The 16,641-nt window shown below is 38.7% G+C and carries 11 protein-coding genes; all 11 read right to left on the minus strand.

The features are described 5' to 3' along the window. Position 1: 1 nt before the first annotated feature. The 11 genes from pglZ to BQ9893_RS06920 all read right to left on the minus strand — a co-directional run bounded on the left by pglZ (position 2) and on the right by BQ9893_RS06920 (position 16,630). Positions 2 to 2,392, minus strand: a complete 2,391-nt coding sequence (gene pglZ, locus BQ9893_RS06870) for a BREX-4 system phosphatase PglZ (protein ID WP_075965317.1) — start codon at positions 2,390 to 2,392, stop codon at positions 2 to 4. After that, entirely contained in the window at positions 2,385 to 5,822 is a 3,438-nt protein-coding gene (locus BQ9893_RS06875; RefSeq protein ID WP_075965318.1) for a hypothetical protein, read from the minus strand. Before BQ9893_RS06875 ends, pglZ begins: the two co-directional genes overlap by 8 nt. Before the next feature lie 26 nt (positions 5,823 to 5,848). Further along, positions 5,849 to 6,274: a hypothetical protein gene (locus BQ9893_RS06880; protein WP_075965319.1), complete on the minus strand. Its 426-nt coding sequence runs from the start codon at positions 6,272 to 6,274 to the stop codon at positions 5,849 to 5,851. An 8-nt stretch (positions 6,275 to 6,282) separates the two neighbouring features. Beyond that, positions 6,283 to 8,787 carry a phosphoadenosine phosphosulfate reductase domain-containing protein gene (locus BQ9893_RS06885; protein ID WP_075965320.1) on the minus strand — a complete coding sequence of 835 codons (2,505 nt, stop codon included), beginning with the start codon at positions 8,785 to 8,787 and terminating at the stop codon, positions 6,283 to 6,285. Between the two features lies 1 nt (position 8,788). Next, a complete protein-coding gene (locus BQ9893_RS06890) occupies positions 8,789 to 8,992 on the minus strand; it encodes a helix-turn-helix transcriptional regulator (RefSeq protein ID WP_075965455.1) in 204 nt (67 codons plus the stop codon). Positions 8,993 to 9,167: 175 nt separating this feature from the next. Further along, on the minus strand, positions 9,168 to 10,427 hold the full coding sequence (locus BQ9893_RS06895; protein WP_075965321.1) for a type II toxin-antitoxin system HipA family toxin: 1,260 nt from the start codon (positions 10,425 to 10,427) through the stop codon (positions 9,168 to 9,170). Between the two features lie 3 nt (positions 10,428 to 10,430). Beyond that, positions 10,431 to 10,751 (minus strand): helix-turn-helix domain-containing protein, encoded by a 321-nt coding sequence (locus BQ9893_RS06900; RefSeq protein ID WP_009036646.1) that lies wholly within the window; start codon positions 10,749 to 10,751, stop codon positions 10,431 to 10,433. Between the two features lie 428 nt (positions 10,752 to 11,179). Then, positions 11,180 to 12,565, minus strand: a complete 1,386-nt coding sequence (locus tag BQ9893_RS06905; RefSeq protein ID WP_075964355.1) for an IS110 family RNA-guided transposase — start codon at positions 12,563 to 12,565, stop codon at positions 11,180 to 11,182. Positions 12,566 to 12,824: 259 nt separating this feature from the next. Beyond that, on the minus strand, positions 12,825 to 14,879 hold the full coding sequence (locus BQ9893_RS06910) for an ATP-binding protein (protein ID WP_081415384.1): 2,055 nt from the start codon (positions 14,877 to 14,879) through the stop codon (positions 12,825 to 12,827). Beyond that, positions 14,863 to 15,414 (minus strand): condensin complex protein MksE, encoded by a 552-nt coding sequence (locus BQ9893_RS06915; protein ID WP_075965322.1) that lies wholly within the window; start codon positions 15,412 to 15,414, stop codon positions 14,863 to 14,865. The genes BQ9893_RS06910 and BQ9893_RS06915 overlap by 17 nt, the downstream gene beginning before the upstream one ends. A gap of 19 nt (positions 15,415 to 15,433) precedes the next feature. Further along, positions 15,434 to 16,630 (minus strand): hypothetical protein, encoded by a 1,197-nt coding sequence (locus BQ9893_RS06920; protein ID WP_075965323.1) that lies wholly within the window; start codon positions 16,628 to 16,630, stop codon positions 15,434 to 15,436. Between the last annotated feature and the right edge of the window lie 11 nt (positions 16,631 to 16,641).

A 16,641-nucleotide genomic window follows, 5' to 3' on the forward strand; every position in this document is an offset into this window, starting at 1 on the left:
GTTAAAATAGGTCTTCTTCTTCGGCACCAAAGTTAATGTCAATCTGGTAATTCTGCTTTGATGAGCCAATACTTAATACAATATCTCTCGCATTTTGTACTAACTCAATGCGAGCACTCTGATATTCGTTGCCTGCAATATTGCTAAGCTTATAAGATTTACTATTATAAACCACGAAAGGAATCTCATCTTTTAATCCCTTAATTTCAAATCTAATTATAGGTGCTGTCGCTGACAACTCTTTTGTAAGCAACTTAGCTGTCCATGATTGTACAGACTCTTGGTTTGATATAATGAAAATTGGAACTAATACCTCTTCTGGTGTAGCTCCTCCATGAGACGCTTGCCCAGTAGGAACTTTACCACATAACGAAGAGTGTTCTAAAGCACAAGCAGTATCCTCATTCACAACAATATACTTATTGTCAGGCGAAACACCACTCTTCTTTTTTGCAAGTCGACCATGATGATCTGATTCAAAGCCCGCTAGATTTAACCCTGCACAATATTGAGATAAATGCGTTAACCCATGGTCTGACACAATAGCAATCTTTTTACCTGCATACTCGTCAATTATACTACGAATAGCATTTGTAACTACGTCAAACTCTTCTAATATATATTCAGGATACTTGTTGTTGTTTTTATGAGCCAAATAATCAAGATCTCCAGTCTTTACCAGCTTACCAGGAACTAGTTTCTCTAAATCAACCTTATTTATGGATGTCACTGTTGGCAATAATGATTTTCCAACAATGACCTCGTTTAGATAAATACTATTTTGTTTTTCAGCCTCTATAATATGTTGGACAACTGGAATCCAGTCTATACCAAGTCCATCAATCCAATAAAACACATCTATATCGTCTCTATCAGCAAGAATAGTACGCACCGTTCTAAAATCTTGATACCATGAATTGAATGCAACATCATTGGAACTATGGACAAGCAACGCATCACTAACACTCTGATCGTACTTATTAGAAAACTTTGCTTTCTTATATTTTTCAATATAATTCTCAATCCAATCTTGTGAATCAATCGGCAACACATTATTTTGCAGGTAGCAATAGAATATAGGAAAGTTTTCTCGCAGATCGCATACAGCCAAATTACCTTCTCCATACCACTTGACAGCAATTTCTTTTTCTACACTTGTGAATGGAGTCAAAAGGTTTGCAGCTGTTTTAAACCCATAATCTGTTGCGACCTTAATTAGCCTTTCCTCTAGTGTTTCTTGCGCCTCCTTTGATAAAGCTCCTTTATACTTGAATATTCGCAAAACATCTAGACGAATACTTGATTGAGCTGACATATCTTCAAAGTCAAAAACAGCCAACATTAATTGTTCGAACAACTCTCGATCTGTGTAGGTGCAACAATTCTGCAATGCGGAAAACAGATAATCTGACTTATCAAACTCGCTTAAGTAGTACGTTACTAGCAACCATTTATCAAAGCTATCATCTGTACTATGCCATGCTTTGATGAAATCTCGATAATCCTTAAGTTCAAATAAATGGAAATACTGTTTAAGAAACTTTGAAAAAACGAAATTCGTGACATCTATTTTCTCGGCCAACTCTCTCCAATACGCATCATCACATTCCTTATACTGCACATTGCCAAAAGAAAGTTTTAATCCGAGTGTTAAAAACTTATATACATTCTCACACTTGTCAAAATCAAATGCATTATCAGGTAAAGCATTCTGTTCGTATGCATATATAGATGGTGAAGTGGAAATAATAGTATTGGCGATATCTATTCCATTTCTCCACAAATAGAGCCACTCTTTAAGGTTGTTTACAACAGTATATCTATTCTTTAAATTACGTACATCATAATCAGTACCATTAGATAATACCAAACGATAATTAAACTGCTTGTCATCAGATTTTAAATACCAAGCGAACATTTGTGGGTCATTTTCAAAGTTTGAAATTTTGCTATATTGTCCCACAATAACAATATATATACGCTGATGTTTATCAAATGCAATGTTAGTACTCTGAATAGATTTTAACTTTGTGATAAGAGCATCGAATTCTTTGTGCTCAATATTGTCATAGAAACGAGCAAGCTCAGAGAAAGGAGCTACAACACAATCCTCACCGTTAATATCTCCAATATATTTCTCGATATTATTAGCCAGCTCAATACGAGATATAAACATATCGTCATATTGAGGATTCATCCACTTGTCAACACTTTGTATTTCTATATCCTTATCTGACATCTTAGAGATAAACTCGTAGGAGTCTCTAAAGTTATCAAACAATACAAATCGGACTGGAAAGCGATTTGCTGTACCAGCATTACTGCCTGTTACATTTTTGTCAGCATCAATTGCAACAAGCATATCATCTATTGTTCCAAATGACTTAAGCATCGTATTCGTTGATAAGACTAATTACTAAGCTATTATTTGTCTTTTCTATAATTTTTTCAAGAATTGCCTTTGCTATATCTGCATCTTTAATCTGTTTCACTTTGGCAATTGCAGCTGCTTTCCGCTGATTGAGTTTGTCAATTTCCGATGCAGTGTATTCAGTCCTCATGTCGTTAGCCTGCTGACGACGAATCTCCTCCTCTTGTCTTCTGCGCTTCTCTTCAAGAAGCTGAGCCCTCCATATCACATATGCATTGCGAGCCTCCTCTTCCGACCAATAACCAATATCGCCACCTAAGTGCTTGCGCATACCGGCTATTGCCTCATCGACCTCGTCTTCTTTGAGTGGAAGCCCCTTTTCTATTGCAACGCCCATTACAAATGCCGAGAAACCTTCTTTGAATGCATTAGTATGCTTTAGCAATTCCTTTAATTCAAATTTGAGTTGCTTTATTTCTGCAAGCGTTTGCGACATCAAGTGAGGCTGGTTTCGGAAGTCTTTTTCAGTACTAATTTTTACAATATTATCAATTAGCCCACGCAAGTTATCAAAATTTGTTGCATGCTTTAATGACCAAAGAGGAAATCCTTTTTCAGTTATATACTCATGCGTAAGAGCCCAACGTGCATCTGTTAGACTACTAATATCATTATAACCTTTAAGCTCATTCAATCTGAAATTTTGAACGAACAATCTACATAGTTCTCCAGACTCCTTCGTCTCAAACATAAAGTTGAGAGTATTGTTCACCTTATCAGATTCCCAAGCCTGGAACATCTTAATAACAGCATCTGCAATATGAGTTGCATCGAGAGGTTTTCCATTTGTATCAAAAATCTGCTTGACATACTTACGCATTGCAAATGCAACCATACCCATACAAGCACATGACTGGAAAAGTCCAAATGGAGGAAGAGTTAATTCTTTAAGTCGCTCTCCAAGATTAAAATCAGTATTCTTATTAACACTATGAAGTTTTTTGTCTATAAAATCAGCCACAAGCTTTAACGGATGCAATGGACTGATCGAAGGCTTCCACTCCAAATTCTCATCAACGCTATCTTGAAGCAATAACGCCATATGAGCATATTGCCCCGTACAACGACTACTGATATCAGTTTTGGTATTATTAGTCAATACGGTCTTGACGGTATCTCTAGCCAATTGTTTTCGCCAATATGTAGCAGACTTAGAACGAAGCAAATCATAAGAATCAGGCCCGCTTGAGAAGATTGTCGGAGCGACACAAGAGTTAATTGTAAGAGCAATCTTCAAACCAGAGCTAACACTGTTTTGATCTCTCAAAAAATAAGAGAATGTAGCTCGCTGTAGCTTTTGAACCCACTCCTTAATCATTGCATTTGCAGATGCAATGTGTGTTTCAGCTTGCTCTGTAGAGTTATGACTACGAGCGACAGAGGCATTTGCTTGATACTCTATAAATCGCTCGTAATTTATATCACCCAATGGCGTTTCATAAACAACAAACAGAGTGCTGTCAAAGCGGCCAATCTCATCGTTTGATGTAGCGTTATATGCAATTTGTTTTAACTCACTTAACTCTTGAGCATTTCTAGCAAAAAGCAATGCAACAAATATTTCGTATGCAGGACAATTCTTTCGTCCTTTCTCTATTGCATTCAGCAATAAATACTCATTATTGTCAATAGAATATTTTTGATATGTCATTGGTCGAGTGACTGTCGAGAAATTCATTTTCAACAGTTTGTCAGCCTCGCTACCAAAGTTTATAATGCTTGAAGTATACTTGAATTGCGTCAGCTTCAACTCATTCTTCTTCGCTTCAATTTCTTTTGTGGGAAGTGAAGAAAATTGTATCGAGAATAAACCACCTGGAGCTCTTTGAATTATACTATTGTCATTCAAATAGTCAAGAATGTCTTTGAGTTTAGGCTCAATATGAGTACCCACAAATAGGCGAGCGATATTCTCTTCCGAAGGTGTTACAGTTATATTGTTTGCAATGTTGTTTAGCGCATTTAATAGCAGTATGCTCTTGAAAACAGCATAACACTCTGGACCGCCTTCATTCTCAACTTGCAATTTGCGCGAGTTGAAGCGTTCTGTAACGGCACCAAACTTCGACACCTTTTCATTAAACTCATCAACAACAAAATCCCACAAAAAATTAGCTGTAATTACTCGACCGTCAGCATAAGCTTCCTCATTTTCGAAAAATTCACGAATCTTTGGATTAGCACCGATGAATTCAAAGACGCTTCGAGATGAAGAACCAGCCTCACGAGCATAATATGTTGCCAAATTCGCAGTACCAGGATGAATAGGAAACAAATTATACAAGTCTTGTTCAGTTTCCTCTGGACTATTCGAAGTAGATATTGTTGCGAATTCCTTATAAAGTTTCTCGTGTGGTCCTACAAAAGCACTACGCTTATGTTTGTAATAGACGTCATCCTCATCAAATTTGAATTTACGCGACATAATCTTATATGCCGATACGGTCTCCATATTGTATGGCATATAGTGGTAGCGACCTTTTGTCTTTTCTCGCTCTTCCACTTGCAAATTATCCAAAGCAGAAGGGTGTGAGATAAACAAGAAATAGGAATTATTTTTAGTCATCATCATACGCTCACTGATACCCTGCAAAGTAACAAGGATTGACAGACCGAATGATGACTTAATTACATCTGTGAACTCATCCCAAAGAATAAGCAGTCCATCATATACACCTTGTGCAGCCAACTTATCTTGTACCTCAAAAATCCAGTCTTCAAGACTATCACTATGCAATGGGACAACACGATTCTGCTTGCGTAAAGCATTTTTTATGTGACGAATTACCGATGTGTCACAATCGTGAAGTTTGTCAATCAATACGTCTGTCGTAGGAGCCAATGCTTTAAGCTGGGCATCCCTATCTATGACAAGCGACCAGAATTCAGAGTCCTTGTTTATATCGTTAATATAGTTGTCAAAGTCAGTTTGAACCTCAAATTCGATTCCTGCTGCTTTCAATGCATCTACAATAACTCTCTGCAGGACAAACGGCAAGTCTTCGGCTGCAGCCATATTCTCGTTGCTATACAACGATACTGAGAATAGTCGCTTCTTGCTACGCAGATTCAATATATCCGAGCGAAGCAATGCCAAAGAATCGTCCTTATACTCTCTTTCAATATACTCACGAATATCCTCGACCTTATCACATAGCAGATGTTTTAGAACTGCTCCTGCATGGCTCTTACCGCTACCATAAGTACCGGCAATCCAGAATGGTTTATGAAAGTCTGCATTGTTGTTATATACAGCATTTATAACTTTCCTCAACACATCATTGAACTGTCCGTTTGGAATAAAATCTCTCCAATCACCATTTTCCGGATGAATCTTAAAAGCTATAGCCGATTCACGGATTTCAATCAGGTCAGAGTATTTCGTCTTCATCGTATGAAAATTTTTATTTTTACAAATTAGTTGTTTGCGTCAAACTTAAAAAATCTCACGATCTCTTCTTTAATCGTTTTACGAGCTTCTTTATCTTGCAGCAAATCCCATAGCGCATTATCTAAGTACGCGTACTCCACATGGCTATTTATCACTTTAGCAGAGTTGATACAAATAGGTGAATTTATATATTGAATATGCCAGAAACCATCATTTTGTAGATGGTAGAATGGCTTATGCATAGGAGTTATATTCATTCCAATGTACAAATGATATATCTGTTTGTATAAATCAACCAATGTTTCGTAAAAGAATCTATTATTTGTACTTATCCTTTTTTCTATTGCTTCAATAAGTGCTATTATAAAAATAGGTTTTGCCAAGATCTTACGACCTCGGTAATTCCCTATATTGACTTGCTTTATTAAATCTAAATAAAAGGATAATTGCATATGACCAACTATTCTGTTAAGAGTTTTAATACACTTACGGGATTTAATTCGCTACGCAATGATATATGATCTAAGCCCATATTAAATGTCGCATTGAGAACTGGATTTATATCACTGTTTAGCGATCGTAATTGGCTAATTAGAGTGTCTTTATCAATGCCAAATTCCCTATATATACCACATTTGTTGTTATTATCATATAAATCCGCAACCCTTAATTCAGAGATATTTTTACTTTGTGCAAATTTGTATATAGAATAAGCAATAACCTCTCTAGACGCATCATTGTAGCTAGTCTTTATATATGTCTGCTTATCCTGTTGAGGCATAATACGCTCGCCGATAGGACATTCTCTAAATGTTCTAAATAGTGCATACACAATATTCTTTATGGTAGTCCGGCTATCGGTTGGATAATCGAACATTACTTTTTCCCTAACATCCGATTCTGTAAGACTAATATTCCACACTGTATTCTCTATAAACCATTTTACTATTGGAGCATTGCATGAAAGATTAACCCAGATAACTTCCCATACTAAGTCTGGCATATAAGCATATAATTCTACTAAATATGATCCAAGTTCTGTTAATTTTCTCGATTTTGTATCATCCAGAATTTCAGCTTGTACTAACCATTTAACAAAATTAGGCAACTGTTCCTTGACGTTTAACCCATGTAGGTTATCTGAAAAATATGTATCTGCAGATGACATAAATACATCAAGCCATTCGCCATTAAACCCGAAATTATTGTATCCTGTTAATTTCATTTTATTTTTATTAGAACTAGTTTCGACTAATGAATGTGCAACAATACACCCAAATTCATGGAAATCTAAGCACTTGTGACAATGAACACATTTTTGAGCATCAATTTTAGCTTCAGGTAGAATTGCCAACGCACCAGTTGGGCACTCCACTTCACATGCCTCGCAGTTTATGCAATAAGTAGATTTGTATATTGCACGCTTAAGCAGACCTTGAAGTGTTGGGGTTGTATGTGTATTCTTAAACGTAATTTTAAGAGCATTTCCCTTACTCTCAATAACAAATGGATAAATAATCTTCTCATATTTAATCTCTCCAGCACACTTATTTGCAGATAATCCATACTCGCATACCGCATTTAGCCATGTGAGAATATTCTTTTGAGGATTCGTTACTAAGATCTCCAAATCAGGAGTTGTTGATAGCACTTGCACAAATGAGTGAGAAGCCAAGCCTCTTCCTCCAGCACGTCTTTTCCAATTTCCTTGTCTAATATAATCTTTTTTGTCCGGAATGTTGCTTCTATTTACGATTGCTTCAATTCTTGATAAAAATGGCTTAAGGCTTTTGGAAAAACATTTACGTGAAATGCAGTCATTCCATTCTGACGAGAATGGACAAATTAAACAACCTACACGCGTCATACCATATCGATATGCAGGATTTATCGGCAAGTTATTTTTGAATAAATACAGGAATATTTCTGTCGTATTCCAATACAGAATTGGGCTAACATTCAATACTGTAAAGTGCTTTACACTCTTCCCCTCTCTATTGTATCCAGATCTACGCGTACTTTCTTCAGCACGAACACCGTCAAATGTTAGGATGCGCGCCTGTTTATTTGTTCCCTCAACTTTAAGCATTCGATATAGTGGAGCCGTCTTCATAATTGAACAGCACCATCGATGGGTGTCCGATGGAGTTCCAATTTTATCCCAATAATTGATCACATTCTCATGATTGCGCGCAACCGAAAATTTCAATGTTGGAAATTTCTGATGGTAATACTCTATGACTTTATCATAGAGTGCTAATGATGGAGGAAGTTCATATCCTGTATCTGAATAAATAACCTCAAAAGACTCGGGAGGTATTGCTCGTGTACACAGGTCAAGGACTACTTGTGAGTCTTTTCCCCCAGAAAATGAAGCCAAGAATTTATCAATTCTCGTTGTGTGATATGTCTTCTTTCCTTGCTCCTGCGCCAGTTCTAATGGCATAACATCAAAACTATCACAATCCTGCTTAACAATTGCCATTTTGCTTTTGGTGCGCTTCTCAAGATTTGCCGCCAATACTTCAAAATCAATTTGGTTGGCAGCCACTTTCTCAACAGACTTTCGAGCAGTAGAATATTGCGTAAATATATTTCGTATATACTCAACAGCCTCACTCTCCAACAAAAACACCTCATCACCAACTCTGTTTAACATCTCATTCACATCAACCGGAATAAGAGACAGAGACTCTTGTCCTGCTTGAAAAATTACGATTGGATCATCATAGATATTTGCACCTTTAACTTCAAAAACAAATGCTCCTCTGTAGAAATATTGCTTGTTGCAAGCCCACAGTAATGGCTCTTGACATCTTGGATATTGCCAACCCAATTTGTCCAACTTCAGCATATCAAGTTCTTCATAGAAAACAGGACGTGGCGACACGGGCAATGTATCGACAGTGAAGTGCGACAACATTCTGACTCCACCAGTTTCTGAATCCCATATTATTTTATACATCTTATTTTTCTATAATTACTAATTGTGCCAGTTCAACATCAAGGAGTTTCGCTATCTTAATAAATGTCTCCATTGTAGGCTGACAAGCATTAGTACACCACTTTGATACAGTCGTCGGAGCACACCCTAATTGCTCAGCCAGCCATTTATTTGTTCTTTTCTTTTCCGCAAGAACAACCTTGAGTCTATTTATATCCTTATCCATAACAAGCATATATTAATATGCAAAGTTAATCAAATCTTTTAATATAAAGTGTATATTGAGAATTATTTATGCAATAATGGAATTAAATTAGTATTTTTCTCACTCCTTATTCGACAAGTTACAACTATCATATAATCTGCCACATTTTCGCTTGGTAATTTGGTACACAGAAAAGTCATTCCTTACATCGTTCATCCAACACTCCGGCAAACATATCCATCTCTCTCTTGGAAATTCCTAATCGTGTTGCCAATTCACGCCATCCCTTTACAGCTTCAATTACCTCCGAGACAATCTTTTCAGCTGTTTTCCGGTTGAGCATATAATCTTCGCAAGCATCCAGCAAAATACTCAACTCCGCTTTGTTAGAAGTTGATGAAACAAGCAAACTTTGATACTCATTCAACGTGGGGTTCATGTCATATGCAGGAGATAGAGTCCAACCTTTTGCAGTCAAAAGAAAACCGTGATTGCGGAAATGATCATCAGTATTGCCGATACAAATATTGAAAGCCACACGACGGTATAGTTCCTGTAGGTTTCGCTCCACATCGGTACAGTTCTGAATAATAAAGTCGACTATATCCAGATAACCATGCCCGGTAGTTGCATTGTCACCATCACTCAGCCCCAATAAGGTCATGGCAGATGCAAAATGAATGCGTTTTCCTTCTTGGGTTCTATCGAAGCGTTGTGACAGCAATGTATGATATTTTTCTCCAGTTGCTAACACTTTTGTTTTTGCAGCGTTTATCCCTGCTTTTGTGGCAAGCAAATGACTGAAATGCTCCCAAAGTCCAACATCATAGTCATCCTTGCGCGATGGAAACTTGGCCACATAAAGAACTTTATCTGTATCTACAACATTGGCTTTAGGCCTTGCACCTCCTAATGACGTTCCCGGTTGCACAAGTTGTGCAATCCATTTCCTATCAGGGAGCATATTGTTTTCTTCACATTTCTCTATCTCGGCACTGGCTGCAATCAGTTCCCGAATATCCGTCAAAGGTGGAATTTTCAATGATTCACTCACATTGATAAATTCGCCATCGAGGTCTTCCTTAAAACGGAATCCACCCATTCGGGAGAAATCATCGATACCAGTCAAGAAATCGAAAGATGATAATCTCCGTACTGGTCGTTTTTCTTCCGCCGCTGCAATTTGCTCACGACGCAACAACAAAGTACGTCCCCAACGATCCGGCAAAGCATCGGAAAAACATCCGAATATATCCTTGTTCGGTTGTGTATATTGTTGTCCCGGGTAATTATTCAGGTCGTCACTCAAAAACAGATCGCCGTGCTGCCTTAACCATTCATTATTGAACGTAAAACTATAGCTGTCCGCACCACGAAGAGACTCATAGCCTAGTTCGCCAATGAGTTCCATTTCTTTGAGCCAATCGAAATCGGCATATACATACAACTTTTTCATAGATTATTCTTTCTTGGATGCACGTTCTCTTGTTTTCAAACTCAAATCTTGCAAAGCTTTTCCCATTTTATCTTCTTTGGCAAGCAATAGAATATCATCGTCAAGTTGCAATGCGTACAAAACACGTAGATAGATCCCTATTGCAACAGTAGGAATCCCTTTTTCTATTCTGGACACAGTAAGCGGTGAACAGGTGGCGCGTTCAGCCACCTGAGCCACACTCAGATTTCTGCGCAATCGAGCCAACTTAATCTGCTCACCTACAATCTGCATCTTCTGCTCCAATTTTCGGGGCAACTTTGTACCCATTGTATTCTTTGCCATATTTTCTTATTTAAGGTGCAAAGCGACTATGTCGATGACTTTGTCATAGCCAACCTATCATATAATATGCAAAGGTAATACTTTTTATTTATTTAATGATGTGTTGTACATAGAAAATGCACATCATTGAATAATTAACCATGCACATATCCCTTTTTGAGCAGAAACTCCAAAAACTAAATGTCATAATTTTGTTTGTAAGTGCTATATACACCTATCTACAAACAATATATTATTCATAATATAAGATGCAAATTATTACTCATACACTCATCATATCAAAGAACTACTTTGCTTGCCAAAAGAAAAAGATATAACTCCACTCTCAACTTGACTTTAATGACCGTTATTATATACACGGGCAATAAAGTCAAGTCAAACAGAGGGGAAAAATGGAAAAAGGCTTCGACTGATTTTTTCTTCTTCTTCTATGGAACACATGCATTGCCAATTTCTATATGTGTGCCTGTAATTCGTTCTAATTCACGTTTGTATCTTGTAATCCGTTTTTCGAGTAATACTTTCTCGTCTATACCTACTCTTTCCGGATTATAAGTTGTTTGGTTTGCAACCATGGCAAAGAATATCTCGGCTACCTTGTGGGCAGTGGCAATGACTGCGGCTTTACCTCCGGCCCGTGAACGTATTCTGCGGTAGAAGTTCCCCAATTGGTTCTTCGCATTGGCGAGCGAAGAAGCGATACTTCTAAAAATCAACCCGACATTGTTCCGACGGTGTGGCACGTGGCTTGATATTCTTTTTCCTCCTGATATCTTGGTGTTCGGTGAGATGTTGCACCAACAGCAGAACTGTTTGGAAGACGGGAACTTCCGGGTAAAGTCGTGCCCCAGTTCACTCATCAGTTCAAGTGCGGTCAGGTGGCTTATGCCCGGTATCTCAAAAACGTTCACTCCCCACATTTCGTATGCTTTCCTTTCCACGTCGAAGCTCACGGTATGCCTGGTCTTTTTATAATCGCGGCGTTTTTTTGCCGGGCTATATGAAGTATCTTCCACTTTGGCAACCTCCGCACGGTAGTTTTCCATGAGTTTCTCCAGTTCTGCATCGCACTCGCCAAGTTGGGTACAATAATGTTTGAAAGTATCATAGTTTTGTCTGAGGACAAACATGAGGTCTTCTTCCCAGTTGCCCTCAAGTGCCTTGGCTATTTCCTCTTTCGGGGTTTTGCACTGGATGTCAGCCAATTCCGCAAGTTTCTTGGGGTCACGTTCACCTGCAAGAATGGCCTCGATGATACGTATGCCGGATTTTCCCGTGATGTCAGACAGGACAAGCGTAAGTTTTATATTCATCTGCTGCATGGCTTTCTGCATACGCAGGACCATGCTTGAGGCTTCACGGGAGAGGGTGTCACGATGACGGGTAAGTGTCCTCATCCGTTTGGCGTCGTTGTGCGGTTGGAAACTTGCCTTGAGCAACCCGTACTGGTGCAGCAACATCAGCCATTCGGCATCCGACTCGTCGGTTTTCCTCTCCGTTATGTTCTTCACATCCCTTGCGTTGGTCAATACGACATCCAGCCCGTCCTCCTGAAGACGACAGAACAGCGGTATCCAGTACACCCCGGTGGATTCCATTGCGACTGTCTTTATGCCACATTCCCTAAGCCATGCCGAGATGGCATGCAGGTCGGATGTATATGCTCCGAACGCACGGTTGTTGTCCTTGGAGCGGTCAGCAGGGATGCAGACCTGCATGATACCGTCCGCGATGTCTATCCCAGCCGCATCGGGATTGACTATCCGAAGTTCCGCACCTTTGGCGCTCTTGACTTTTTTTGCTTTCTTTGCCATGGTAATATCGTTACTCTTGTTGATGGATAAATGGCATAAGCCATGTCCTGTCGATGAGCATTCTTCTATACGGCCTCTGACGACCAATCTTCGATTCGCAGGACAAGGAGCCATACTCTTTTGTGGGATTGAAAACCCAAGAAAAAAACGGCTTGCTTCTTATGCCTACAGCAAAGGTAACTAAAAACGTTTCTGCCGCCATAGGCGGCGGAAACGTTCTGTGTTCCACTCTGATTTCAATCAAGACAAAGGCTTGGCTTTACTCTTTTCGCTTCCACGAAACCAAATCAGCAGTGAGACTCTTCACCTGAAGCGGATATTGCTGCAACTGAACTTCAAGAAGGCGCATCTCACCCGACAACGCAGAAATTTGCTTTCTATGCTTATTTTTGATTGTTTCGGCCTGCTTGGTCTTTTCTTCTTTCAAAAGATTGATTTTTCTTGTATCGGCCTCTCTTTCCGACGATTTAGTCTCTAATTCAGCTTTAAGCTGTTCCGGTGAACGCAAATCGCGTTCCACCTCTGCCAGTTTAATTTTCACTCCAAAGATGGAATTTCCACCATCAGCCACAAGTTCCGGGGAAAGATTCTGATTGTATAGAATCAATTTCTCGTCGGCTATTTTACCGATACTATCCTGCCATCCAGGTTTGTTATTGTCAAGCCATTCGCAGAAAGAGCCTTTACTATTGTTTATCAGGAAACTTAACGATTCAATTTCAGCATCCAACTGTTTTCTATGACGCAATATTTCATCTATTTCTCTATCGAACTTCCTTTCCAATATAGAGGTTTCATCATCCGATTTTTGTCTCAGACGGTCACATTCCAGTTTCATGCAGTCCACTTTCATTGCCGTATCCTTTTCTTCGGAAGATAAATTTCTTAATCGTTCTTCACAGCCATTTATTTCATCCTTAAAATGAACCGAACATTCTACTCTTGTCTTTTGCTGTTTCAAGTCTGAAATTTCTTCCAGTAAAAAGTCCTTACTGTCTGAGAAGTTTTTAAGTTTCTCTTCATAAACAGAACGTATTTCATCTGACTGTTCATTGCTTTTTTTCATTAAATCGGAAATCCTACCATTAAGCTCTCCTTTCAGATTTAGAATTTTTGTATTAGTATCATTCTCGAATTTAGCAAAACCGGCATCCAGTCTCTGCTCCATTAAAGAGTATTTACTAATTACATCGCTGTATGTGTTTGTCAGTTCGTTATACACCTTAAATAGCGATTCCTGTTCATACTTCAGCACTGGTTCTCGGTTTACTCTCGATATGACCTCATCAATACGTTCCGATGCATAATATTTACGCTTATCCCTAATCTTCTTCAAGTCTGAATCTATGATGCCACTTTGCTTTATCAGCTTGTCACGCTCATTATCAAACTTGTCTTTCTCTTCTCCCAGCAAACGAGTATAACGTTCAGCCTCTCTTTTCAACTCCACAATCTGTTCCTCAAGTTCAGGAAGCTTCCGGCGAGCCATCTTTTCCGAATAATTAAGCTCTGCCCTTCCTTCTTCAATCTGCTTTTTCGAAAACAACAACGTTCTGTATTTCCCTATCACTATGTCGGCCTGTTTCTTTACCGGAACCACTCCGCTCTTATCTTGTTTCATCCAAAGCATCACATCTGAATATTCCTGTTCAAAGGTATCTATCTGGCTCCGATAATAGCTCAAGTCTATTACAAACTCATTATCATCCATTGACTGTATGATGGTATCCTTGATAAAATCGGCATCGAGCTTGGAATTCAGAAATACATTCTGAATCGTACGCGGTATATTCTGATATCTCGGACTCTCTACAATGGCATACTTACGGAACTGCAGCAACTCCGGCTTCCGGTTGTTACCGAATATGATATCACGAAACATATCGTAGCCGGTAATCAGCGATGATGCACTGCCGCCGGATTCTGATACCCTTGTGCGAATTTCACTCCAATCAGCCGACACCTCATTTTTGTCGTCAACAAACCATTCTTTACGATATGGCGCATCTATAAAGCGGAAGGCAGCCCTACCCATCGACTTGGTCACCACAACGGTATAGGCTCCATTTTCGCGCATCACTTCGTAGACTATATAGGAATTGGCAAACGGAAGATAGAAAGAATCAAAATTCTTCTTTTCTTTCGGAATTCCCAGCCTGAGCTTGTCCGCATTGTAAAAAAACAGGACAGCTCGCAGAAGCGTACTCTTTCCTACTCCCTGTGTGCCGATGAAATGTACATTACCATCCACTTTCACTTCGGCATACGGCACATGTGCACTGTTTAGAAATATTACCTTATTGAGATATCTCATCGTTCATTTCCTCCGATATTGTTATGCAGTCTACCAATTCTTCCATATAGTGAAACGCCGTTAGTACTTTATACGTATTGTCATGTTCATTTTCAAGTTCTATCATTCCCGACTTTTCAAGTTCCGAAACAAGTTTTTCTACTATCTCATTGTATTTCTTCTTATCCTGGAAAAGCTTAGAAGCCTTATCTTTCAGTTCTATCTGGCAACTGATCTGAACTTCTATGTCTGCCGGACGGAATTTGAATCCCGGGCCGAACGTCGCATCATACGTTTTCAGGAAACTCAGATAGTCGATCCATTTCAACACGGCCTCAAGTTTACGTTCAAGATCCACTTTTGCCTCCTGGCGGGTAAACATGTAATACCCATCACCGCCTTCAAGATAAAAGCCGATACCTTTATAATATTCATAATACTCGGCCAAGTCTTCTTCTATGGCATCATAATAACGTTTTATTGCTGAAGAGACGCTATTGGCTGATATAAATCCACCTTTACTCAATATATTGAATATTTCTTCTGTATATTTCATGCGTATTCTGATTATATGGTTATCTGGAATATATCAAAGGATATTCTACCCCATAGCTTGTCTCATAGATATCTGTAAAATTCAATTCATCAGCATACTGAGATGCTATCTGACAGAAATATAAAATCCTGCTATCAGTACTCAAATCCTTATGATAATTGTAATTCATAACAAATTTAAACAAATGGCTGCTTGAGGCTGAAAAAGCATTATAAACCTCCTGCAAGTTTATTGAATCCAAAACTTCACCGCCGGTTTCCAGATATTCCTGCGGGATGGCCTCTGCCATATTTTTGGGGCCTTTAGCCAGATTCTTTCTTTTAGATATAACTTTCCTTATTAGCTCCAATGCAGTTGCAGAGGTTCGCAAATTATCCACAGACAACTTGATCCGGTAGTTGGTTTGAGGCTCCATCCATACAGGGTTCTTCATATTAAGAACCTGGCGAATGTCACTTTTCTCCTCAAGGAGAAACTGATCACGAAGATATTTCAGGCGTCGTACTTTTTCGAATATACGGTTCTGATAGGCTATCAGATTTAAATAATGGATAATCTGTTTTTCTATCTCAATCAGATTATGATACGAATCATTCAACTGAAGTTTAACATCATTCACCACAATGCGCATTTGCGTGTCCATAGCTACTCTGAAAAACACGGGTTGCCGATTTTCTATTATATCCTCGCTTCTGTTGATAAGAAGAGCTATGTTCTTGCGCTTTTCATCAAGATTCTTCAGCTTTGAGAGTTTGATGCGATAGCTTGGTTCATTCTTGTATGTATTGTCTATATTGCGCTTCAAATCTATCACATTACGCACGGTGATCATGGCAATATTCTTCAGGCATCGCCTCACTTCCTTATGATAATTATACTTCCGCTGTTCATTATCTTCTTTGAGATAATAATCTATATTTTCATTCAACCGTCCCAGGTAATCATCCACAAACGAAACATTTATGTTTTCATTAACCTGTAATATTTCCTCGAAGAACTTAAGATACACATCCTCCATTTCAAGGAAATTCCCACTATCTCTTATTACTCCGTGGTCAACGAGATATTTGATTCTTTCTTCTTTATACTCCGTAAGCTCAAGTGCATAATCGTATTTCAAAGAGGTAGACGGTCTTTTTTGGAACATCTGCTTCAGAAGAATCTTCTCTCTTTCAAGAACACGTAAAAGTTCGTCTATGGATTTGAAAGTATTCATACTTCAAGTGT

The sequence above is a fragment of the Parabacteroides massiliensis genome (assembly GCF_900155425.1).
In the GTDB taxonomy this organism is placed as follows: Bacteria; Bacteroidota; Bacteroidia; order Bacteroidales; family Tannerellaceae; genus Parabacteroides; species Parabacteroides massiliensis.